General features: G+C 47.6%; 23 protein-coding genes and 3 pseudogenes. 15 read left to right on the top strand and 11 right to left on the bottom strand.

The annotated features are described in order from the left end of the window. Window positions 1-284: 284 nt before the first annotated feature. The 4 genes from ureA (at window position 285) to D368_RS00895 (ending at window position 3224) form a co-directional block, all read left to right on the top strand. Complete coding sequence (ureA, locus tag D368_RS00910) at window positions 285-602, top strand: urease subunit gamma (protein ID WP_003151198.1); 318 nt, start codon at window positions 285-287, stop codon at window positions 600-602. After that, window positions 599-973 (top strand): urease subunit beta, encoded by a 375-nt coding sequence (gene ureB / locus D368_RS00905; protein WP_003151199.1) that lies wholly within the window; start codon window positions 599-601, stop codon window positions 971-973. Before ureA ends, ureB begins: the two co-directional genes overlap by 4 nt. Next, window positions 970-2679, top strand: a complete 1710-nt coding sequence (gene ureC, locus D368_RS00900) for an urease subunit alpha (protein ID WP_014305996.1) — start codon at window positions 970-972, stop codon at window positions 2677-2679. The genes ureB and ureC overlap by 4 nt, the downstream gene beginning before the upstream one ends. Window positions 2680-2819: 140 nt before the next feature. Beyond that, window positions 2820-3224 (top strand): Rrf2 family transcriptional regulator, encoded by a 405-nt coding sequence (locus tag D368_RS00895; protein WP_003151203.1) that lies wholly within the window; start codon window positions 2820-2822, stop codon window positions 3222-3224. Between the two features lie 373 nt (window positions 3225-3597). Here D368_RS00895 and xynA read toward each other — a convergent pair. The 3 genes and pseudogenes from xynA to cls form a co-directional block, all read right to left on the bottom strand. Further along, window positions 3598-4238 (bottom strand): annotated as a pseudogene (xynA, locus tag D368_RS00890) (endo-1,4-beta-xylanase XynA). 395 nt (window positions 4239-4633) lie between these two features. Next, window positions 4634-5020, bottom strand: coding sequence for a DUF5362 family protein (locus D368_RS00885; RefSeq protein WP_070082504.1), 387 nt, complete (start codon window positions 5018-5020; stop codon window positions 4634-4636). Between the two features lie 135 nt (window positions 5021-5155). Further along, window positions 5156-6602, bottom strand: a pseudogene (gene cls / locus D368_RS00880) (cardiolipin synthase). 220 nt (window positions 6603-6822) lie between these two features. Between cls and D368_RS00875 the strand changes: the two are divergent. Next, window positions 6823-7260, top strand: coding sequence for a DUF5392 family protein (locus tag D368_RS00875; protein ID WP_064108059.1), 438 nt, complete (start codon window positions 6823-6825; stop codon window positions 7258-7260). Window positions 7261-7292: 32 nt separating this feature from the next. Here the strand turns inward: D368_RS00875 and D368_RS00870 are convergent, their stop codons facing one another. Together D368_RS00870 and D368_RS00865 are read right to left on the bottom strand one after the other, a co-directional pair. Next, a complete protein-coding gene (locus D368_RS00870) occupies window positions 7293-7742 on the bottom strand; it encodes a DUF5362 family protein (protein WP_003151216.1) in 450 nt (149 codons plus the stop codon). Continuing rightward, complete coding sequence (locus tag D368_RS00865; protein ID WP_003151217.1) at window positions 7739-8236, bottom strand: GNAT family N-acetyltransferase; 498 nt, start codon at window positions 8234-8236, stop codon at window positions 7739-7741. The genes D368_RS00870 and D368_RS00865 overlap by 4 nt, the downstream gene beginning before the upstream one ends. 132 nt (window positions 8237-8368) lie before the next feature. On the opposite strand from D368_RS00865, the pseudogene spoIIQ reads away from it, so the two are divergent. Together spoIIQ and D368_RS00855 are read left to right on the top strand one after the other, a co-directional pair. Continuing rightward, a pseudogene (gene spoIIQ / locus D368_RS00860) lies at window positions 8369-9237 on the top strand (stage II sporulation protein SpoIIQ). Between the two features lie 91 nt (window positions 9238-9328). Further along, window positions 9329-9751, top strand: coding sequence for a VanZ family protein (locus tag D368_RS00855; RefSeq protein WP_070082500.1), 423 nt, complete (start codon window positions 9329-9331; stop codon window positions 9749-9751). 15 nt (window positions 9752-9766) lie between these two features. On the opposite strand, the gene D368_RS00850 is transcribed toward D368_RS00855, so the two are convergent. Continuing rightward, complete coding sequence (locus D368_RS00850) at window positions 9767-10342, bottom strand: undecaprenyl-diphosphatase (protein ID WP_128574478.1); 576 nt, start codon at window positions 10340-10342, stop codon at window positions 9767-9769. A 164-nt stretch (window positions 10343-10506) separates the two neighbouring features. Between D368_RS00850 and ftsW the strand changes: the two genes are divergently transcribed. Next, window positions 10507-11661: a putative lipid II flippase FtsW gene (ftsW, locus tag D368_RS00845; RefSeq protein ID WP_003151221.1), complete on the top strand. Its 1155-nt coding sequence runs from the start codon at window positions 10507-10509 to the stop codon at window positions 11659-11661. A gap of 52 nt (window positions 11662-11713) precedes the next feature. Here ftsW and D368_RS00840 read toward each other — a convergent pair whose 3' ends face one another. Both D368_RS00840 and D368_RS00835 read right to left on the bottom strand, forming a co-directional pair. After that, entirely contained in the window at window positions 11714-12064 is a 351-nt protein-coding gene (locus D368_RS00840) for a P-II family nitrogen regulator (RefSeq protein WP_128574477.1), read from the bottom strand. A gap of 17 nt (window positions 12065-12081) precedes the next feature. Beyond that, window positions 12082-13293, bottom strand: a complete 1212-nt coding sequence (locus D368_RS00835) for an ammonium transporter (protein WP_060673906.1) — start codon at window positions 13291-13293, stop codon at window positions 12082-12084. A 252-nt stretch (window positions 13294-13545) separates the two neighbouring features. Here D368_RS00835 and D368_RS00830 point away from each other — a divergent pair, with 252 nt between their 5' ends. The 3 genes from D368_RS00830 (at window position 13546) to D368_RS00820 (ending at window position 17090) form a co-directional block, all read left to right on the top strand. Continuing rightward, on the top strand, window positions 13546-14112 hold the full coding sequence (locus tag D368_RS00830; protein WP_007614320.1) for an isochorismatase family protein: 567 nt from the start codon (window positions 13546-13548) through the stop codon (window positions 14110-14112). Further along, window positions 14109-15473: an MFS transporter gene (locus D368_RS00825; RefSeq protein WP_003151229.1), complete on the top strand. Its 1365-nt coding sequence runs from the start codon at window positions 14109-14111 to the stop codon at window positions 15471-15473. The genes D368_RS00830 and D368_RS00825 overlap by 4 nt, the downstream gene beginning before the upstream one ends. 174 nt (window positions 15474-15647) lie before the next feature. Further along, a complete protein-coding gene (locus D368_RS00820; RefSeq protein ID WP_486129187.1) occupies window positions 15648-17090 on the top strand; it encodes an NCS1 family nucleobase:cation symporter-1 in 1443 nt (480 codons plus the stop codon). A gap of 36 nt (window positions 17091-17126) precedes the next feature. Here D368_RS00820 and D368_RS00815 read toward each other — a convergent pair whose 3' ends face one another. Both D368_RS00815 and D368_RS00810 read right to left on the bottom strand, forming a co-directional pair. After that, a complete protein-coding gene (locus tag D368_RS00815; RefSeq protein WP_128574475.1) occupies window positions 17127-18323 on the bottom strand; it encodes an MFS transporter in 1197 nt (398 codons plus the stop codon). Window positions 18324-18347: 24 nt separating this feature from the next. Next, window positions 18348-18761: a MarR family winged helix-turn-helix transcriptional regulator gene (locus D368_RS00810; protein ID WP_007407562.1), complete on the bottom strand. Its 414-nt coding sequence runs from the start codon at window positions 18759-18761 to the stop codon at window positions 18348-18350. A gap of 331 nt (window positions 18762-19092) precedes the next feature. On the opposite strand from D368_RS00810, the gene spoIIID reads away from it, so the two are divergent. From spoIIID to D368_RS00790, 4 genes are all read left to right on the top strand, one after another. After that, complete coding sequence (spoIIID, locus tag D368_RS00805; protein ID WP_003151236.1) at window positions 19093-19374, top strand: sporulation transcriptional regulator SpoIIID; 282 nt, start codon at window positions 19093-19095, stop codon at window positions 19372-19374. A 179-nt stretch (window positions 19375-19553) separates the two neighbouring features. Further along, window positions 19554-20555 (top strand): cell shape-determining protein Mbl, encoded by a 1002-nt coding sequence (gene mbl, locus D368_RS00800; protein WP_003151237.1) that lies wholly within the window; start codon window positions 19554-19556, stop codon window positions 20553-20555. A 160-nt stretch (window positions 20556-20715) separates the two neighbouring features. Next, window positions 20716-21513 (top strand): flagellar hook-basal body complex protein FlhO, encoded by a 798-nt coding sequence (gene flhO, locus D368_RS00795; protein ID WP_101562509.1) that lies wholly within the window; start codon window positions 20716-20718, stop codon window positions 21511-21513. 24 nt (window positions 21514-21537) lie between these two features. Further along, a complete protein-coding gene (locus D368_RS00790) occupies window positions 21538-22359 on the top strand; it encodes a flagellar hook-basal body protein (protein WP_031379247.1) in 822 nt (273 codons plus the stop codon). A gap of 17 nt (window positions 22360-22376) precedes the next feature. Here D368_RS00790 and D368_RS00785 read toward each other — a convergent pair. After that, window positions 22377-23152: tetratricopeptide repeat protein (locus D368_RS00785; protein WP_486129186.1), on the bottom strand; the 776-nt coding region annotated here is incomplete at its 5' end.

Genomic DNA, 23152 nt, shown 5'->3' with positions numbered 1-23152 from the left:
CAGTTCGTTTGGTTAATATTCACTAAATTTTTAAATATTCTATAAATTCCCCGGCGATTTCTTTATAATATTCACAAAGAATGTAACCTTTCTTCACATTTAATTAAACGTTTGTTGAAGAAAAAAATGAGAAATCGGTCATTTCTGCAAAAGGAATCGGGCCGTTCACCGTCGAATAACTTTTATCACTTAACATTTCATGAGGTGAAGGGGGTAACGGCCGCCTGCATCGTTTCGGTATGACCATGCGGATTGCGTTTGACTATCACTAAGGGGGAATACAGATGAAACTGACACCGGTTGAACAAGAAAAATTGCTTATTTTTACGGCGGGAGAGCTCGCTAAGCAACGGAAGGCGCGCGGCGTCCTGCTGAATTATCCCGAAGCCGCCGCATATTTGACCTGTTATCTGATGGAAGGCGCGAGAGACGGAAAAAGCGTTGCGGAGCTGATGGAATCCGGCCGCAATGTATTGACGGAAAAAGACGTTATGGAAGGTGTTGCGGAAATGCTGGACAGCATTCAGGTGGAAGCGACGTTCCCGGACGGGGTTAAGCTTGTCACCGTTCATCAGCCGATCAAAGCGGAGGTGAAGTCATGAAGCCGGGAGCGATTCAAGTCGCAAAGGGGACCATCACCATTAACGAAGGCCGGAAGACGCTGGAGGTGTCAGTCACCAATAACGGAACACGGTCAGTTCAGGTAGGATCGCATTTTCATTTTGCCGAAGCCAACGGCGCCCTTTCCTTCAATCGGGACAAAGCAATCGGCATGCGCCTTGATATCCCGTCAGGCACATCTGTCCGTTTTGAACCGGGAGAAGAGAAAACCGTCACGCTCGTGGAAATCGGAGGGCGAAAAACGGTCAGAGGCCTCAACGGCATGGCCGATACGTATATGGATGAGCGGGGAAAAGAGAAGACGCTGTCAAATCTTAAAAAAGCCGGATGGATGGAGGAGGCGATCCGATGAAAATGTCACGTGAGCAATACGCAGAACTGTTCGGACCGACAACGGGAGACAAAGTCAGACTCGGAGATACGGATTTATGGATTGAAGTCGAAAAAGATTTCACGAATTACGGGGAAGAAATGATTTTCGGCGGAGGGAAAACAATCCGGGACGGCATGGGGCAGAACGGGCGTATCACCGGGAAAGACGGAGCGCTTGATCTGGTCATTACAAACGCCGTCATCCTGGATTATACCGGAATCGTCAAGGCGGATATCGGGGTGAAGGACGGCCGGATTGTCGGCGTCGGGAAAAGCGGCAACCCTGATATGATGGATGGGGTGGACCCGCACATGATTATCGGTGCCGGAACAGAAGTCATTTCCGGCGAAGGGAAAATCGTAACGGCCGGCGGGGTGGATACGCATATCCACTTTATCTGCCCGCAGCAGATGGAAGTCGCGCTTTCTTCAGGTGTGACCACGCTTCTCGGCGGCGGAACAGGTCCTGCGACGGGAAGTAAAGCGACGACTTGTACATCCGGTGCATGGTACATGTCGAGAATGCTGGAAGCGGCCGAGGAGTTTCCGATCAATGTCGGTTTCTTAGGAAAAGGAAATGCATCCGATAAAGCGCCGCTGATCGAGCAGGTGGAAGCAGGCGCGATCGGCCTGAAGCTGCATGAAGATTGGGGATCAACGCCAAGCGCCATTAAAGCTTGCATGGAAGCAGCGGATGAGGCGGACATTCAGGTGGCGATCCACACAGACACGATAAATGAAGCGGGCTTTTTAGAAAATACGCTTGATGCGATCGGCGACCGGGTTATCCATACATATCACATAGAGGGAGCCGGCGGAGGCCATGCACCGGATATTATGAAACTCGCATCTTACGCCAATATCCTGCCGTCCTCTACGACGCCGACGATTCCATATACCGTCAACACGATGGATGAGCATCTTGATATGATGATGGTCTGCCATCATTTAGATTCAAAAGTGCCTGAAGACGTGGCGTTCAGTCATTCACGCATCAGAGCGGCCACCATTGCGGCGGAGGATATTCTGCACGATATCGGCGCGATCAGCATGACGTCATCTGACTCGCAGGCGATGGGCAGGGTGGGAGAAGTGATTATCCGAACATGGCAGGTGGCCGATAAAATGAAAAAACAGCGCGGCGCTCTATCAGGAGAAAACGGCAATGACAATGTGCGCGCCAAACGCTATATCGCCAAATACACGATCAACCCGGCTGTCACTCACGGCCTGAGCCATGAAGTCGGTTCCGTTGAAAAAGGAAAGCTCGCCGACCTCGTACTATGGGACCCGGTTTTCTTCGGCGTCAAACCTGAACTTGTGCTCAAAGGCGGCATGATCGCCCGCGCGCAGATGGGAGATCCGAATGCTTCCATTCCGACGCCTGAGCCCGTGTTTATGCGGCAGATGTACGCATCCTACGGTAAAGCAAACCGAAATACCTCTATTACATTTATGTCCCAGGCCGGTATCGCAAACGGTGTGCCGGAAAAGCTCGGCCTTGAAAAAATGATTTCTCCCGTACGGAATATCCGTAAGCTGAGTAAGCTCGACATGAAGCTGAATGACGCGATGCCGAATATACATGTCGATCCGAAAACCTATCAGGTGTTCGCCGACGGAGAAGAGCTGGCATGCCAGCCCGTCAGTTATGTTCCGTTAGGACAGCGTTATTTCTTATTTTAATCCCTCTCCGGCCGGTTTCCCGCCGGCCTGTTTACCCTCTATTGCCAACTTGATTTCATCCTGCCGCCCGTTTTAGTGTATATTAGTAGTTGACAAACAAATGAAATGTAACTATTTTGGTTACAATGGTGGTGAAAAACATGATTAACAGCCGTCTTGCTGTGGCCATTCACATTTTATCGCTGATCTCAACGGATGAACGGGCGTCATCGGACATGATTGCGGGCAGCGTAAACACCAATCCCGTCGTAGTGCGGAGAACGATCAGCCAGCTGAAAAAAGCGGGTATTCTGACATCCCGGGCGGGTGTTCCGGGAGCCAGCCTGAAAAAAGATCCGTCGGAGATCACCCTCTTAGAGGTTTACAGGGCGGTGCAGAATAAGGAAGAGCTTTTTGCGGTTCACGACAATCCGAATCCCGACTGTCCGGTCGGCAAAAATATTCAGCGCGCGCTCGATGAGACGTTCGGAAGCGTACAGCGGGCAATGGAGAATGAACTTGCGAGCAAGTCCCTTTATGATGTAATGAATCATCTCTTTTGTTAAAAAGAGATGGGTTCATGCCGCTAGAGGTGTAATGAATATGGTTACAATGGATAATGAGGAAATCACGGTTTTGGCTTCATATTCAGACAAGCCTGGATGCGGGATTGCGATCTGTTGAATGAAGAAATCCTCCGAAACTAAAGGAGGTGGTAACCGGGATATTTTTATTTTGCTTAAGGCTTATGTGAAGGTGTCTGTTGTAAGCGGGTTACCGAAAAATGACGGAACTCTTATTTTAATACGCGCTAAAAAAACTGATGGAGAATATCCTGCCTCCGGTAATGCCAAAACCGTTCGCCTCTTCACAATCATTATAAAATTTCTCAAGGAACGATCAGCAGCCCGTTAGCTGCCCCTCATTAAAGATGAGCTGTTACCACACTGTTACATTAGAACTTCCGCTGCTTTTATATCCTTCTGTCGCTAAGACTTGATAAGCCCAATTACTGCCCAGATTCATTCCATGGCTCTTCCATGCGTTAACATGATTGCTGAAAGTGATTGCAGCGTTGCTTCCGGTTGGTCTCTTCGACTGGCGGACACTCCAGTACTGCGTAAAAGTAGTGTTATCGCCATCAATGGAAGGTGCATTATAACGTGTCGTTGTATATATGTCATATGTACCTCCATCACTCTTTACAGTACCTTTATACGTTCCGGTAGGTCTGTAAGTACCCCATGAATCCACCACATAATATTCGATGAGAGGTGCTCTCGTCCAGCCGTATAAAGTCAAATATCCATTGCCATTCGGCGCCCAAACTCCGGCATTATAGTTTATTGTTCTAAATGGCGAGCCTGTAGTCCAGCCTTTACCAACAACGAAATTCCCGGTATTAGACCAATTAACACTGTAATTCCCGCCAGAGCCATTGACTGCGTTTACTGTTCCGCCCCCGTCAGTCCAATTTTGCCAGTAATCTGTGCCAGCTGCAGAGGCGGTTGCCGAAAACATGCTGATACTCATGAAAGCTGCCGTCAATCCCACTAAGAATTTCTTTTAAACTTAAACATATGTTACCTCCTATACTATTTTTTCTGACTTTGACATGAGGCAGCACTCGTAAATATTTAACAAACGCCAACGCTTTTGATCGTTCCTTTCAATATAATAGCATGAATACATGAGTAAATATTAAGAACAATTGTAATTTAATTACAAAGACCCAAAAAACTGTATGATGAGTGGTCTTGTACCGCCATAGCCTTATTTCGCAGAACTGAGTGATTTCAGTTGAAACTCTGAGGAAAAGTTTTATTTGAAAAAACTTTTTTGCCGAAAGAATATCTGCATACAGCGTCAATGCTGTTCGCCGCCGTATTGGCAAATCCAAAGCAGAAAAACTTTACCGTTGTCGGAGAAGCGGAATAAGAAAAAATCCCGGGCGGATGCGCCGGGATTTTCCTTTTTAATATGTATTGGCATCAATATTATTAAACACGCCGTCCACGATGCCGAGCGTCATGAGGACAATGAAAAGAACGATACCGAGAACGGACAAGCCGACCGTCACGATCAGATAGATCCCCTGCATTTTCACGAACTTTGCATAATTCTCCAGCATATGTTCCTCTGTCAGTTCATTGAACTGCGCCGCCATCTGTCCCGCTTCATTTGCCGAGCGCATCAGAAAAATGCCGGCAATGATCTGCAAAACGCCGGGAATGGCTCCGATTAAAAAGAAAAACGCGCCCGACAGCGCCGCAAACGCGCCTATAATAATAAATAAAATACCTGTCGCTTTTCCCCATTTCGAAATAGAAATAAGCGAACGATTCACTGATTCAGGTTTCAAACTATGGCACTCCTTTACAAAAAAATACTCACTTTTCATTTATACACTATTCGGTCATTCTTTTGAATATAAAATGTGTTTTTTCAAGCCGTGTCCGTTTTTATATCAGAAAATTCCCGAGAAACACCCCGGGAATTACAAAATCGGCGACAGAAGTCTTGAAATCGATTCTTTAATGCGGATCCGCAGCGAACGCTCCTGATATTCTTCATACGTATATTTTCTGGAGACGAGCAGATCTTCTTTAAATGAGGAAATGAGTTTTTTCGCGATGGTGACGTCATAAATAAAGGCGTTGACCTCAAAATTAAGTCTGAAGCTTCTGACGTCGATATTCGCCGTACCGACTGAAGCCGTCTCATCATCAACGACAATCGTTTTTGCATGAATAAAGCCGTTATCGTAAATGTAGACTGAGGCTCCGGCTTTCAAAAGATCGCCGATGTAAGATAAAGTCGCCCAGTAAACGAAAGCGTGATCCGGTTTGTTCGGGATCATGATTTTGACGTCGATGCCTGACAGACAGGCGATCCTGAGGGCGTCCAAAAGACTTGAGTCTGGAATAAAGTAAGGCGTCTGAATCAGGATCGATCGTTTGGCCGTTGAGATCATCTTGATATAGCCGTTTTTAATTTGTTCCCATTCTGAATCAGGTCCGCTCGTGACAATCTGCATCCCGACATTGCCCTTCGGCTCGCATTCCGGAAAATGATTCGGAACGTAAGTGAGCGTATGGTGATGGGAGGCTTGGTTCCAATCGAGAATAAACCGTGTCTGAATGGCGTGTACCGCCGTGCCTTGAAGTCTGAGGTGCGTATCGCGCCAGTAGCCGAATTTCGGATTCAGGCCGAGATATTCATCTCCGACGTTAAAGCCGCCGACATAGCCGGTTTCGCCGTCAATGATGACGAGCTTGCGGTGATTCCGATAATTGAGCCGCAAATTAATCGGACGAAGCCTGGAAGGAAAAAGACTTCCACATGGCCGCCGGCGTCCCGCAGCGGTTTGAAGAATTTTTTCTGAGTGATCTTGAACCGAGTTCATCATATAACACTCTGACTTTTACGCCTTCCCGTGCTTTTTTCACTAAGGCATCGCGCAATTTTTTTCCCAGTTCATCACCTTTATAAATATAGTATTGAAGGTGAATGTGATCTTTTGCGTTGGAAATGTCCTTCATTAAGCGTTTGAACTTATCGCGCCCGTCCGTTAAAATCTCCACCGAATTATCCTCTGTAAAGACTGCGTGGTTGTTCATGACAAGCATATAGATGAGGTCTTTATTATCCACAGTCGCCCTGTTGTTAAATTGGAATTGCCTCGACTTCAGATCTTTCAGCTGAAACTTCAGCAGCTTTTCTATCCCGATTTTTTTACGGTCTTCCCATTGAAACAGATGCTTGCGTCTCAGGTTATGGCCGAATAACAGGTATAAAATAAACCCTAAAATGGGAATAAAAAAAAGAACCAAGAGCCAAGCCCATGAAGCGCTGGCATCGCGTCTTTCTTTGAAAATCATGATGACGGCCAAAAGTATATTTAAAACGAAAAAAAATCCGAATAAAATAAATGAAATGCTCACTTTGCAACCCCGCTATATCATATTTATCAAGACTGTGCCCATTAGTATTCCGACAAGTGCAGCAATCTGATTCCCATTTCAAATTATAACATTGACATTTTGAAAGAATAAAGAGCCGGAATCAAAGATGAATGCAGTTTTCTTTCAAAGAAAGTTCCGAGTGCGGTAAAATATGCATATATGAAAAAGAAGACAAAAATGACAGCAAAGGGGAGAGGGCATGAAGCTGGAGCATGCGGAACAATTGCCGGGATTCATAAAAAAAGAAATTCAGAAAATACAAATCGCCATCGCGCCGCTGATGAAAAAAAGCATCATTTACCGTTTTCTTGCTTTCCCGCTCGCCGCTTTTAGTCTGTTTCATCTGGCATCGCTTTTGATTCAGGCCCCTTCCGGGAGGGGAGCTCTCGTATCGGCCGGCATTTTTGCCCTCCTTGCGGCTCTGGGTCTTGCGTTTTTTAAGGAAGCCGGCTATCAGCGGAAACAGGTGCAAAAAACGATCCGCATTTATATGCTGAACAGGATCAGAAAAAGCGATATTCTGTCTGAGGAACGGAAAAGCGCCTATACCCGGCTGATTGCCGAGGAGCCGTCTGCGATGAAGAGCTTTATTGAATTTTTAACGGAAGAAGACCGGAAAAAAGAAATGCTTTATTAAAAAAAGAGCTGACGCGCGATCAGCTCTTTTTGTCATTCAAACACAGGGTCGTTCTCATAGTAATATGAATCAGGCGTGTCATACGTATCAGTGCTGTAATAAGCCATAATTCCGATGACAGCGAAGATGACGACTAAAATAAAAGCGAGAATGCCCAGTACCACACTGGATGCCGCGTAAAAAAACTGCATTTTGATAAATGACGCGTAATGTGCAAGCATATTTTCTTCCGCGTTTTCTTCTAGTCCTTCCTGAAGGGCGGCAGCCGCTTTTGCCGAGCGCATCAGCATGACGCCGGAAATGATGAGCAGAACACCCGGAATGGCTCCGAGCAGCGTCACAATGGCTGACAGAGCGGAAAGAGAGCCCGTGATGATCAGAAACACGGCGGTGATCTTTCCCCATTTGGCGATGTCGGCAAGGGAACGGGCTTTTTTATTGAGCGGCTGGTTTTCGTCTTTGTCTTTATCGATGGTGATCATGACAGTTCTCTCCCTAAAATGTTCAAGTCATATCGTTTTCCGTCCATTTCGGCGATACCCGGGAATACGCCCCATTCGGTAAAACCGAATTTTTCAAACAGCTTAATGCTCGGCACATTATGTCCGAAGATAAAAGCCATCAGGCTGCGGATGCCGATTGTCGGAGCGAGTGCCAGGGCTTCTTTCAGCAGAAAGCTTCCTGCTCCTTTGCCGCGGCAATCCTGATGCAGATAGATGCTGATCTCCGCCGTTTTGTCATAGGCCGGACGGCCGTAAAACGTTTCAAAGCTGATCCAGGCCGCCACTTTGCCGGTCTCATCTTCCGCGACCATCAGCGGGCGCCGGTCCGTGTGCCGCAAAAACCAATCCATCCGGTCTGCGGGCGTCACTTCTTCCGTATCAGCCGTTACCATTCGTGAGGCAATCGTCGAGTTGTATATGGCCACCACCGCATCTAAATCCTCCAATACGGCTTTGCGCAGGGTTAAATTCATATTCCGGGATCTCCCTTCACATTTCATTACATAATTAAGTGCAATCTGCACATACTACTTCCAAAAAAGTTTTTTATGGATGTGTATATATTTTCAGAAAAGTGTTCAGAATGTTGCTGAGGTGATGAACAAATGAGAGAGGAAGAAAAGAAAACTTCTCAAGTCAAAAAACTTCAGCGGTTTTTTCGCAAACGCTGGATATTCCCTGCAATCTACTTAGTCAGTGCGGCCGTCATTTTAACAGCTGTCCTTTGGTATCAATCCGTTTCGAATGATGTGAAGGACAATCTGACGAACAACGGCGGAAACTCCGCGTATGACAGCGGCAAAGACGATGCCGTCGAAGTAGGCAAGTCAATGGAAAACGTCGCAATGCCGGCTGCTCATTCTGAAAATGTTTCTGTTGTGAAAAAGTTTTACGAATCTGATGCCGCAAAAAAGAGAAAGAAGCAGCACTTGTTAACTATAATAACACGTACAGCCTCAGTAAAGGAATTGACTTAGCTGAGAAAGACGGAAAATCATTTGATGTTTCTGCTTCTCTGAGCGGTACGGTTGTTAAAGCTGCTAAAGACCCGGTACTGGGGTATGTGGTTGAAATTGAACACTCAGACGGCCTGTCTACTGTCTATCAGTCTTTATCTGAAGTCAGCGTGGATCAGGGCGACAAAGTAAAGCAGAACCAGGTTATCGGTAAATCCGGAAAAAATCTTTACAGTGAAGAAAGCGGAAATCACGTGCACTTTGAAATCCGCAAGGACGGCGTAGCGATGAACCCGCTCAATTTTATGGACAAGCCGGTAACATCTATTGAAAAAGCGGCGGCTGAAGAGAAAAACGCTGTAACAGAAGAAACGGAAGGGTCAATTCAGCAGTCTTCCGAGAAAAAAGATGTGACGCCTAAAAAAGAAACCGAAGAAAAACCAGGTGACAAAGAGGACGGCACAAAAGACAAGACAGATGGTAAAGATGACGGCTCAATGAAAGATTCGGGCAAGTAATCTTGATCCCAAAGCGTCTATCAGCTCTGATAGGCGCTTTTCATATTGCCGCATGTGCCTTTATACTAGTAGAAAACGAAGGAGATGCTGAATGAATAAATGTCTGGCGGCCGGGTGGCTCGTCTTTGTTTTCGTTTCTGCTTTGACTGAAAGCTTTCACGATATGATTGTGTCGCAGACGGTGTCCTTCCGTTTCACGTCCCATCCAGATGTGTCCGGTTTCTTTGTGTTCGATATGGCGGAGCTCGCCATACCGGAAGCGGCGATTCAAAAGCTTGGGCACGCGTTTTCATTTTTTGTGCTCGCCTATTTGTTTTTCAGGGAGCGCAGGCGCATGAAGAGGGCGGTGCTGTATGCATTGGCCGCCGCTTTCCTGACAGAAATCGTCCAGCTCTTTTTCGGCAGAAACGGATGCCTCCGCGATGTGATGATTGACAGTCTCGGCATTGCCGCATTCTGTGCTTTACAAAGGAAAAAGCATACAGCCAAACATACAAAAACCGGCAGTCTGTGACAGACGCCGGCTTTTTTATATATTATGGTTTGTCGATTTGCTTTTATGAACGATACTTTCATAGATTCGCACGATCAGATCGACAATCGGACGAAGCACATTTGAAAATCTGAACAGCAGGAATCCGACAATGAGGGAAACGACAATGCTTCCGAGCACATCGATCGGATAATGATGGCCGACCCAAATTCTTGAGAAGCCGGTCAAAAGGCCGAAAATCACAAGCGGCCAGCCGAGTTTTTTGTTGCGGAACAGAATCGCAATTGAAATCGCCAAAGCGCCTGTCGTATGGTCACTCGGAAATGAAGCATCCGCGGCATGAGGGATCAGCGTATGAACCGTATGCTCGACAAAGGGGCGCGGCTCGACATAGACTTTCGTGATGAGGTAGTTGATGATAAGCGCCGCAACACCCGTGAAGCCCGCGTACAGGGCGTTTTGTCTGCCTTTTGTGCTTCCGAACAGCCACATGGCAAGCAGGAAAAGGGCGTAGGCGTAAATGGCGTATTCCGTTATAAATACCATGATAGAGTCGAGAATGGCACTATGGTGCGACAAACCATTGATCGCTTTAAATAGTTCGTAATTCACAAATATCACCTTTTATCTTTATTTTATATGAACAGTGTAATGCTTTTTTCTATGAGACACAATTGGTATTAAAAATAATCATAAAAAAGTAAACAGAATGAAACGTGACTGTATTACTGTGCGTCAAGTATGCGGGAAAAGAATAGCCGAAGGAGTTTTGTCCGTTGCTGAAACGTTTGAAAAACGCCGATCTGCCGCTTGTGTTTGTCATTATGCTGCTTTGCGGATTCGGCTTGTTAATGGTGTACAGCGCCAGTGATGTGATGGGGTCTCAGCGGTACGGAGATCCATCCTATTTCTTCCATAAACAAAGTGCCTCTTTACTGATAGGATTATGCTTATTTCTATTTGCCGCCTGTCTGCCGTATAAGCGGTATGCGCGGCTTGTACCGCTGTTTGTGGTCGGTTCGCTGGTATTGCTGCTGCTCGTATTGATACCGGGAATCGGGCTGGAGCGGAATTTTTCCCGCAGGTGGCTGGGAGCGGGCCCGCTTGTCGTACAGCCGTCTGAATTGGCGAAGATCGCCATGATTTTGTATTTCGCTTCGATTTATACGAAAAAGCAGCCGTACATTCATCAATTTGTGAAAGGGGTTCTGCCGCCTTTAGTGATTTTGGGGACCGCTTTTCTGCTGACTTTGGCGGAGCCTGATTTAGGGACGGCTTCCTTAATACTGGCGGCGTGCGGGTCGATTTTATTATGTGCCGGCTTGAAAAAGCGCCATCTGTTCGTGCTCGGCGCGACGGCGGTGTCGGGGGTTGTTTATCTCGCATTTTCTGCTTCCTATCGTGTGAAGCGCCTCGTTTCCTTTACCAATCCGTTTGGTGACGCGAACGGGGACGGCTATCAGCTGATTCAATCCTATTTTGCTATTTCCGGAGGCGGGTTTTTCGGAAGAGGGCTTGGAAACAGTGTTGAAAAAATGAACTATCTGCCTGAGGCGCATACCGATTTCATTATGGCCGTGATCAGCGAAGAGCTGGGGATATTCGGTGTTCTGATCGTTTTGGGATTATATTTTGCGTTAATGCTTCTCGGCGTAAAAACGGCCGTGCGGGCTGATGACCCGTTCGGGAAGCTTCTTGCCATCGGAATTACGTTTCAATTGATGTTTCAGGTTGTCTTGAATTTGGGAGCGATGAGCGGACTCCTCCCGGTTACGGGTGTGCCGCTTCCGTTTATCAGTTATGGCGGTTCTTCATTGATTATGACGCTGTTTTTGTGCGGCATACTGGTCAATATCAGTACATATGCGAAAAAACAAACCGTACGGCATAAGCGTCCTGCCCCGCATGAAAAAAAGGCTTCTTCTTTTTAATGAAGCCAGAAAAAACGCCCGGGATATTTCTGTCTCCGGGCGTTCTGTCTGTTTATAAAGCTCCCGGTCCTTCTTCTCCGGTGCGGATATTAATCGTGTTTCCGATTTCATAGACGAATATTTTGCCGTCTCCGGGCTCTCCCGTTTTCAGCACTTTTTTCGCCGTTTCCACCACTTGATCAACGGGAACCTTGCAGACAACGATTTCCACTTTCAGCCGTTCATACACATTGCTTTCAATTTTGACTCCGCGGTACAGTTCGGTGTGAGCTTTTTGAAGGCCGCAGCCGTGTACGTTGGAGAAGGTCAGCGATGTGACTCCGATTTTACCGAGTTCCTGTTTTAATGTTTCAAACTTAGCCGGACGCGTAACGATTTCTACCTTGAACATTTGACCGCTCATCTAAGCCACTCCTCACTTTATAAGTCCTGATATGCTTTTTCCCCATGCATCGTTAAATCAAGCCCAAGTGACTCTTCTTCTTCGCTGGCGCGGAGGGGAATGAACAGACCTACAATTTTAATGATAACGAAAGTGACAATAAATACAAATACATAGGTTGCCGCAATGGCTGCAATCTGCTTCCAGAGCAGTCCCGGATCGCCGTAAAACAGCCCGTTTGCCCCGCCGTCATTGACGGAAGTGGTGGCGAATAAACCGGTCGCGATGCCGCCCCATGTCCCGCCGATTCCATGCAGGCCGAAAGCGTCAAGCGCATCATCGTATCCGAAAGTCTTTTTAAGCCAATACACGCCCCAGAAGCAGACAAGCCCGCCGATGAAGCCGATTACGATGGAAGAGAACGGCGTAACGAACCCGGCAGCCGGCGTAATGGCGACAAGCCCGGCAATAGCGCCTGATACAGCGCCCAGCATGGTCGGTTTTTTGTTCAGCATCCATTCGATTAAAATCCAGCCGATAATTCCGGCCGCAGCCGCGGTGTTTGTGTTAATGAAGGCAAACATCGCGATACTGTCAAGCGTGAGGGCGCTGCCGACATTGAAGCCGAACCATCCGAACCAAATGAGCGCCCCGCCCAAGAACGTGTAAATTAAGTTGTGAGGCGAAGCCGCCGTGCCGTCCTTGCGTTTCCCGAGCACAATCGCCAGCACGAGCCCGGCGGCCCCGGAAGAAATGTGGACGACGTTTCCGCCTGCGAAGTCAAGAGCGCCCATTTGGCCGATCCAGCCGCCGCCCCATACCCAGTGCGCAACGGGCGTATATACGAGGGAAGCCCACAAAAAGGAAAATACAAGAAAAGCACTGAATCTCATGCGTTCAGCAAATGCTCCGGAAATAATGGCCGTCGTCAGTACGGCAAACGTCATTTGGAACATCATGAATAATGAATGCGGGATCGTATCACTATAACTTCCGGGTTCAAAGCCGACCCCCTTCAGGCCGGCCCATTCAATCCCGCCAAGCCATGTATTCCCGGGGGCAAAAGCAAGTGAATATCCGTACAAAACCCAAACGACGGATACGATGGCGAGGGAAGAAAAACTGTGCATCGCCGTGCTGAGCACGTTTTTGCTTTTTACCATTCCGCCGTAAAACAAAGCCAGCCCGGGGGTCATCAGCCACACGAGTAAAGCGCAAAAGAACATAAATACTGTATCGCCCATCTGCATGTTGTATTCCTCCGTCTCATTCAAAATGTAATCGTGATTAATTCATTATTATAGAGAAAAAAGAACGATAAAACATTTTCGTGTAAGGTTATCTGACATGGTTTTTTGCGTTCATAATGTCGCTTTTTCAAAGAGGTGTCATGCGACTTTATATCCATAAAAAGAGCGCCGGAGCATGGCGGAAGAAATCCTGTCCGGGAAAGAGTAAAATAAACGGGGTGAGAAACACTAACTGCATCAGGAGGAATCATTATGACAACATCATTGAATCTGCAATTTGAAAAAACGGCTTTGGTCATTATTGATTTACAAAAAGGTATTGTGCCGATGGATAAAAGCGGTACCGTTGTGCCGAACGCGAAAAAATTAATTGATGTGTTCCGGGAAAAAGGCGGATTTATCAGCTTTGTGAACGTGGATTTTCATGACGGAGCGGATGCGCTGAAGCCGCTGACGGATGAAGAGGCGGCGGGCCATTCGGCTCCGCCGGCGGATTGGGCTGAATTTGTGCCTGAAATCGGAGTGAAAGAAAATGATTATACGGTAACAAAACGGCAGTGGGGCGCGTTTTTCGGCACGGACCTGGACCTTCAGCTCAGAAGACGGGGAATCGACACGATTGTGTTATGCGGGATTGCGACAAACATCGGTGTGGAAAGCACGGCGCGGGAAGCTTTTCAGCTCGGGTATCAGCAGGTTTTTGTAACTGACGCGATGGCGACATTCAGCGATGAACAGCACGAAGCGACACTCAAGTTTATCTTCCCGAAAATCGGCAGAAGCCGGACGACGGAAGAATTTATCGCGCAGACAAAATGACAATCTCCAAAAAAAGCCGCGTCCTGTTCTTGACGGCCGTGGCTTCGGGGACGATGCTGAACCCATTGAACTCGTCGATGATTTCTCTTGCGCTTCACAGTATTCAGCATGAATTTCACCTGTCGTTTACAACGGTGTCCTGGCTGATATCGTCCTTTTATCTTGCCAGCGCGGTGGCGCAGCCTGTTACCGGGAAGCTCGGTGATATGCTCGGCAGGAAGAAGCTGTTTTTGATCGGGCTTCTGCTTGTTGCCGTCTCGGCGGTCGGCGCGCCGTTTGCGCCGACTTTTATGACATTGCTGATCATGCGGCTTTTTCAATCGATCGGAAGCAGCGCGATATATCCGTCCGGCGTCGGATTGATCCGTTCAAATATACAGGAGAAGCAGGCTTCGGCGCTGGCCGTCCTGTCAATCTTTGCATCAGCCATGACGGCGCTCGGTCCGACTCTCGGCGGTTTTCTGATCGTTTGGGGAGGGTGGCCGGCGATCTTTTTCGTCAATCTGCCGTTTATCATTCTCAGCTTTTTTCTCGGAATGTATATGTTTCCGAAAGATGAAAAACGCGAGATCGGCGGCTTGAAAGGCGTGCTCCGCCAGCTTGATACGATCGGGATACTTCTGTTTGCCGGAGCGATTATCCTTCTCCTGTCGTTTTTATTGTCCTTCAGTACGAAGCCTCACTATACAGAAGGCGTATTCGGGCTTTTGTTTGTCGGGCTGTTTATCTGGCGCGAGCTGAAAACGGAGAAGCCGTTTATTGATGTCAGGCTGTTTAAAACGCATCGGAAACTATCGTCGGTGTATATTCAATTTATTTTGCTGAATATATTCTTTTACTGCATCTTTTTCGGGCTTCCGAGCTATTTTCAGGATGAAATGCATTTGTCCGTTCAGACAAGCGGATTGATTATGCTGTTTATGTCGGGCATGAGTATTCTGGTGTCGCCTTTGACCGGAAAATGGATAGATAAGAAAGGGCTTCTTCAGCCGATTGTTGCCGGAACCTGCCTGACCGCGATCGGAGCGGTGCTGTTAACGTTTTTCTTCCTTCAGGCGCCTATGATAGGAAAAGGGCTGATCCTGTCCGTGCTGGGTGTCGGCTACGGCTTCGGAAATGTCACGTTTCAGGCGGCTATGCTGAAAACGAGCCCCGCCGACATGGTCGGAACAACGTCCGGCCTGTTTCAGACCTGCAGGTATCTCGGTTCGATTTTGTCTTCTGTCATTTTGGGCATTCTTTTCGGAAAAGAAATTACCGCCGGCCATTTTCATATGCTCGGCACGATTCTTATCGTTGTCGGCGCCGTAAGCCTTTTGATGGCGTTCCGGTTTTCGGTTCTCCTCAAAAAAGCCTCTTAACAGGCGCAAAAAAAAGAGACGGGCTCTCCCCGTCTCTTTTTTTGTGTAATGTGCTCAAAAAACAAAACGATTATTGTCGACAGCAACCAATGTTATTTACGGAATTTTCAGTTATATTTTTTCACATGTGATGTAAGGAAAACGTACATGCGGGAGGGAGAAAATGAAAAAACAATGAGTGATCGGCTAAGCAACAAAGATTTACTGCCTTTAGAAGACGGCGAACGGACATGGAAAGCGGTGAATTTTGCATCCATCTGGATGGGGTGTATTCATAATATCCCGACCTACGCGACTGTGGGCGGGCTCATTGCGATCGGCCTTTCTCCGTGGCAGGTGCTCGCCATTATCGTGACGGCGTCACTGATTTTGTTCGCCGCTTTGGCCTTGAACGGCCATGCCGGAACGAAATACGGCCTGCCTTTTCCGGTCATTATCAGGGCTTCTTACGGAATATACGGCGCTAACATTCCGGCGCTTCTCAGGGCGTTTACAGCCATCATGTGGCTCGGAATTCAAACATTTGCCGGGAGTACGGCTTTACACATTCTGCTTTTGAACATATGGCCTGGCTGGGGGAGTCTCGGCGGAGATTGGAATATATTCGGGCTTCATCTGCCGGGCTTTCTGTCGTTCATTTTCTTTTGGGGCATTCATCTGCTTGTGCTGCGGCACGGCATGGAATCGATCAAAAAATTTGAAGTGTGGGCGGGCCCGCTTGTATATCTCGTCTTCGGCGGCATGGTCTGGTGGGCGATAGATATTGCCGGCGGGCTCGGTCCGATTTACTCACAGCCGGGAAAGTTCCATACCTTTTCTGAAACGTTTTGGCCGTTCGCCGCCGGAGTGACGGGCATTATCGGAATATGGGCGACGCTGATCCTGAATATCCCTGACTTCACCCGGTTCGCCGCGTCGCAAAAAGAACAGATTCGCGGCCAGTTTTACGGGCTGCCGGGAACATTTGCGCTGTTTGCGTTTGCAAGCATCACGGTGACATCCGGATCACAGGTAGCATTCGGAGAACCGATTTGGGATGTGGTGGAGATTTTGGCCCGGTTTGATAATCCTTTCGTCATCGCTCTTTCGGTCATCACACTTTGCATCGCCGCCGTCTCGGTTAACGTGGCGGCAAACATCGTGTCACCGGCCTATGACTTGGCGAATGTCCTGCCGAAGTATATTACATTCAGAAGGGGAGGGTATTTGACCGCCGTTTTGGCTCTGTTCACAATACCGTGGAAGCTGATGGAGAGCGCCACGAATGTATATGCGTTTCTCGGACTCATCGGCGGGATGCTCGGACCGGTGGCCGGGGTGATGATGGCTGATTATTTTATCATCAGAAAAAGGCAGCTCTCAGTTGAAGACCTTTATTCGGAAACCGGACAGTACACTTATTACAAAGGCTATAATTACCGGGCCTTTGCCGCGACCTTTCTCGGCGCGTTTATTTCTTTAATCGGGATGTACGTCCCGGCGTTCGCCGGCATCTATGATATTTCCTGGTTTGCGGGTGTCATTTTGTCATGTCTCGGTTATACGGCGCTTATGTACATTCATCCTCCTTATGCAAAAGCGGAGGGGCGAATCGTGCGGGAAAGAGCGGCCGAATAAAAAAAGCCGGGGGCTGCCCCCCGGCTTTTTGTCATATCAGTCTGCGATTGAAACGTTTCCGTCCGCTTCAAGCGGCGTTCTTTTTTTCTGGCTCCAGCCATACAGGAGCAAAGCAATCAGGACGAACAGCCCCGCTGCCAGATAAATCGAATGGAATCCGGCCGAAGCGACGAAGAGGCCGAATACATATGACCCGCCGGCAATCCCGCTGTCAAAGAAAGTGAAGAAGGTAGCCGTCGCAAAGCCTGAACGGTGTCCGGGCGAATTCTGAATCGCCAGCGTCTGCATACACGGTACGATAGAGCCGTATCCGAGACCGATTACGGCACCGGACAAGAGAAGCATGAGGGCGCTGTTTGTCATCGCCAGCATGCAAAGCCCCGCGGAGAACACGATAATCGACGGATAGATGACGATTCCCGGCCCCACTCTGTCAAACAGCTTTCCTGTGAAAGGACGGGCGGCCAACATCGTCACGGCGAAACAGACGAAGAAATAGCCGCTGACATCCAACAGGTGGATCGTCTTTGCATAAACGGATAAATATGAAGTCACACTTGAATAACAGAAAGAAATGGACAACCCGACAATCGCGATTTTAAGCGCGCCTTTTTCAAACATGTCGGAGAAAGAAAAACGGAAGACAGTCGTTCCGCTGTTGTTTTGATCCGGCACACGAATCATAAAAGCAATCAGCAAGCCTAAAGAAACAAATACAGCAAAAAGCGTAAAGAAAACCGGGAACGATATGACTTTCACAAGGCTCAGTCCGAGAAACGGACCGATCGCCATGGCAAGGTTCATAGACATCGCGAAATAACCGAGCCCCTCGCCGCGCCGCTTGGCGGGAATAAGGTCAGCGGCAATTGCGCCCGTGACCGTCGTTAAAATGCTGAACCAGATGCCTTGGAAAAAACGCAGTCCGAGCAGCAGATAGAAATTGTGTATCGGCAAATACAGATAAGAAGACAGGGCGAACAGCGCCAGAGATACAATCGTCATTCTTTTCTTGCCGAACCGTTCAATAATCGCCCCTGAAAAAGGACGGGTGATAATAGCAGATAACAGGAACAGGCTGATCAAAAGCCCTCCTTGCGATTCACTGCCGCCAAGCTCCTGAATCATATAGATAGGCAGCACGGCCAAAAATGTATAAAAGAACACAAAGACAAATAAATTCACGAGTACGACCATAATAAAATCTTTGGTCCAGATCGAGTCAGATTTACTCAAAAGTACAGCACTTCCCTTTCTTTATTATTTCGTTAAAAACACATTCAGAAACTCAGAAAAAGCTTCCTTATCTCCATCTTGGAAATCCGCAAGCATGTCTTCCTCGAACTTCAGCATCTCTTGATTGATGCTGTCGTATTTCAATTCAGCTTCCTTCGTCAGGACGACGAGCTTTTCCCGCTTGTCTTCTCCCTGTTCCCGCTGAATCCAGCCGTTTTCTTCAAGGCGTTTGATCGTTCTGGTAACGGTCGGCGCCTCTACGTTCAGATAGGACCAGATTTCTTTTTGGGTCATCGGTCCGATCGTTTTTAAGCAATATAGGATTGACCATTGAGAGGAGTACAGGCCGAATGGTTCCAGCCGTTCATTGGCTTTCTTCGTAATCAGGCGGGCGCATTGATTGATTTGATGAATGAGGCGTCTGTTGACGTGGATCATTTCCGTTCTCCTTTTCAAAAAACTTACCTAAGTAACTAATTGTGCTGTTTCATTCTACACCAGGATCGGGCGGATGTAAACCCCCCGTTCAAAAAGCAGAAAATTATGACCCGCCCCTTGTCCTTATTGAGTTTTTAGCATATTCCCAATTCATTGCTAATACACTGTTACAAACCTATCAAAGAGAGTGTTTGAGGTGAGGGATCGTGGGCATATTTCTAAAACCTTCTTATATAATCGGACAACGAAGAAGCTGCATCATCAGTGAATCTGTTACAGAATACGGATCTCATTTCACACTTCTCACATCCAACTGGGGAGGTCGAGTGGTGTGCACGATTACATCAAAGAGCGAACAATCAAGATTGGTAAGTATATCGTGGAGACGAAAAAAACCGTTCGTGTCATTGCGAAAGAGTTTGGTGTTTCCAAAAGTACCGTACACAAAGATCTGACAGAACGCCTGCCTGAAATCAATCCTGACTTGGCGAATGAAGTAAAAGAAATACTCGATTATCATAAATCCATCAGACATTTAAGGGGGGGCGAGGCGACGAAATTAAAGTACAAGAAGGATGAAATTCTTGAAGGGGAGCCCGTTCAGCAGCCGTAGCGCCTGACGTCTGCCGGGCCCTTTTTTCTCCTCCGGGCGGTTTCGCGAATATCCGCAAAATTTTGTCAAGAACTTATATCGTTCAGCAGCTTTTTTTTGATAAATTATGATAATATATATAATTAGGGCACAATGTGGATATTTTACTGTGAAACAGATATCAAGGAGGATATAAATAGATGTTTGCAAGGGATATTGGAATTGACCTCGGTACCGCAAATGTACTGATCCATGTAAAAGGAAAAGGAATTGTTCTGAATGAGCCTTCCGTTGTGGCACTTGATAAAAACAGCGGCAAAGTGCTGGCTGTCGGTGAAGAAGCCAGACGAATGGTTGGACGTACACCTGGGAATATTGTTGCGATCCGTCCGCTGAAAGACGGCGTAATCGCAGACTTCGAAGTAACTGAAGCCATGCTGAAACATTTCATTAATAAGCTGAATGTAAAAGGACTTTTCTCAAAACCGCGCATGCTGATCTGCTGCCCGACGAATATTACATCCGTTGAGCAGAAAGCGATTAAAGAAGCAGCTGAAAAAAGCGGCGGAAAGCATGTGTACCTTGAAGAAGAACCGAAAGTTGCCGCTATCGGCGCGGGTATGGAAATCTTCCAGCCGAGCGGTAACATGGTTGTTGACATCGGAGGCGGTACGACAGATATCGCAGTTATTTCTATGGGCGATATTGTCACCTCCTCTTCTATTAAGATGGCTGGGGACAAGTTTGACATGGAAATCTTAAATTATATCAAACGCGAGTATAAGCTGCTGATCGGTGAACGTACCGCTGAAGATATTAAGGTGAAGGTCGCAACGGTTTTCCCAGACGCACGTCATGAAGAAATCACCATCCGCGGCCGTGACATGGTTTCCGGTCTGCCGAGAACGATTACAGTAAACAGCAAAGAAGTGGAAGAAGCCCTTCGTGAATCAGTTGCCGTCATTGTGCAGGCCGCCAAGCAGGTTCTTGAAAGAACACCGCCTGAATTGTCCGCTGACATCATCGACCGCGGCGTTATCATTACCGGCGGGGGAGCGCTGTTAAACGGGCTTGATCAGCTTCTTGCCGAAGAGCTGAGGGTGCCGGTTCTTGTCGCTGAGAACCCGATGGATTGTGTTGCGGTCGGAACCGGCGTCATGCTGGATAACATGGACAAGCTTCCAAAACGCAAACTGAGTTGATGATAAAACCTCATTCTGAAAAAGAATGGGGGTTTTTTTCTGTCAAACCCTTCACGAACGGGAATGTAAATCCGATAATAAGAAAAAATGCTGATTTTCATTATAGAACAAATGTTCCGGTGAGGCAACTGGAAATAATGCTATTTCAGAGGTGGAAGACTTGTTAAAAGGATTATATACCGCAACGTCCGCAATGATTACACAGCAGAGAAGAACGGAAATGCTGTCAAATAACATCGCAAACGCGAATACGTCAGGATACAAAGAGGATCAAGGTTCAATCCGCGCCTTTCCCGAGATGCTTCTGAGCCGAATAGAAGGCGACAAAAAAACGAAAATCGGTTCCGTCAACACAGGCGTATACATGCAGGAGCTGAAACCGTTGTTTACGCAGGGAAGCCTGAAAACGACCGATCAGCCGACCGATATCGCGCTTATGGAGAATCAGGTTCCCAAGAATGCCGAAACGAATGAAAAAGCCGAGCTGTTTTATCCCGTGCAGACTGCGGGCGGCGTCCGCTATTCAAAAAGCAGCACTTTCTCATTAAATGAAAACAATCAGCTTACGATAAACGGAAACCTTGTTTTATCAACAAACGGACAGCCGATTACAGTCGACAATGAAAAATTCACCGTATCAGAAAACGGAACGGTCACGACAAACGGCCGGCCGGCGGGGCAGATTGACATCAGAATGGAAGAAGACGTGCGCAATCTGAAACGGGACGGCAATGACCTATACAGCACGGCCGACGGCTCTGAACTGCCGAGCGCGGCGGCGAATCCCCAAGTCTCGTATTCATTAAAGCAAGGCGTCTCGGAGCTTTCGAACGTGGACGTGACGAGCACGTATACAGAAATGACGGAAGCATACAGATCATTTGAAGCCAATCAGAAAGTCATTCAGGCTTACGATAAAAGCATGGATAAAGCCGCAAATGAAATCGGCAAAGTGTAACAAAATGGGGGACGTTCAATTATGATGCTCAGATCAATGCTGACGGCTTCAACAGCCTTAAATCAGCTTCAGCAGCAGATGGATACAGTCAGCAGCAACCTTTCAAACAGTGATACGACAGGCTATAAAGCGAGGGACTCCCGCTTTTCCGAGCTGATCAGACAGCAGTATGACCATATAGATGACAAAAAGGAAAATTCGCCGAACATGCGGAAAACGCCGCCCGGCCTGCGTCTCGGCGCCGGAACGGTCATGACTCCGCAGCTGGATTCAGGGCAGGGAAGCATCAAAAAAACCGACCGTGACCTTGATATCGCGTTCACCTCACCTTATCAATATCTTCAGGCAGAAGCGGACGGACGGCGGGTGTATACAAGGGACGGCTCACTTTCCCTCAAGCCGGCCGGCGGAAATGACCGGCTGCTTCAGCTGATGACAGCGGGAGGCAATCCCATTCTCGATGAGAACGGCCAGCCCATACAAATTGACAGTTCGCTGAATCAGCTGAAAATCAGCAAAACCGGAACGCTGACTGCTTCAGACCAGGCAGGAACCCGTTCGCAGACGTTTAATCTCGGCATCGTCAATGTCAATAATCCTCAGGCGCTTCATGCGGAAGGGGATAATCTGTTTTCCGTAAACGGAGCGGGGGCTTCAGCGATTGAAGAGCTTACCGGCGCAAACCGGCAGGCAATCGGCATGGAGCAGGGCGCGCTTGAAAGTTCAAATGTCGATATGTCAAAAGAAATGACCGACTTAATCGTGTCTCAGCGTTCCTATCAGCTGAACAGCCGCACGATTACATTGGGAGACCAAATGCTGGGCTTAATCAACTCAGTCAGATAAAAGAAGGGGCGTTTTGATCAGCCGCGCATGATAAAAAATGCGGCTTTCTCAAAATCGCCCTTTTTTTTGTAGTAATCAGTAATATCCTGAAGCAGCACTTCCAAATCCACCCACGCTTCAATTTTCTGCAGCTCCAGCACGAGCTTCTGCAATCGGTCGTACGGGTCCTCCTGAGCGGTGTACAGTATGTTGAGCGCGGTCAGCTTCAATTTCATAATCTTGTTCTGCACTTTTTCAGATATGTATAAACCTTTCTGCAGCACGGTTTGTCCTTCGGCGGCATATCCGGTTTTAAAAAGTGCTCTGACCGCTTCGTATACACAATGCAGGTAGGAAACGGGAGACTCTTTCTCGAAACGCTGATTGCCCAATACCTTTTTGTAAAAAGGGAGGGCCTCTTTATCTTTTTTCTGGGCGGTCTTTAAAAAACCAAAATTATAATAGGCGTGGCACAGCAGGTTATTGTCATTGATCCGGTCCGTTATCTTTATGGATTCATTAAAGAGCTGTTCTGCGTCTTCATAGCGTGCCTCGTCTATGTAATTCACGGCGAGAAGCAGCCGGCAGCTGAGCGTTTTTTTGATGTAGCCGGCTTCACCTTGATAGATTTCCAGCGCTTTGTTGACATATTGAATGGAGAGCGCAGGCGACTTCATCATGTAATATGCACCCGCTGTTTTATAATAAAATTCAGCGGCTTCGAAACGGTCCTGAATGGCCTGCAGGTACTGTTCAGCTTCTTTAAAGCGGCAGACAGCACGGTTCGGAGCGCCATTCACCATATGGAATAACC

This window comes from Paenibacillus lentimorbus NRRL B-30488 (assembly GCF_000411595.1).
GTDB classification, from domain to species: Bacteria; Bacillota; Bacilli; order Bacillales; family Bacillaceae; genus Bacillus; species Bacillus velezensis.
Note: the sequence above shows the minus strand (reverse complement) of the source record. Positions and strands in the feature narration are given on the sequence as shown.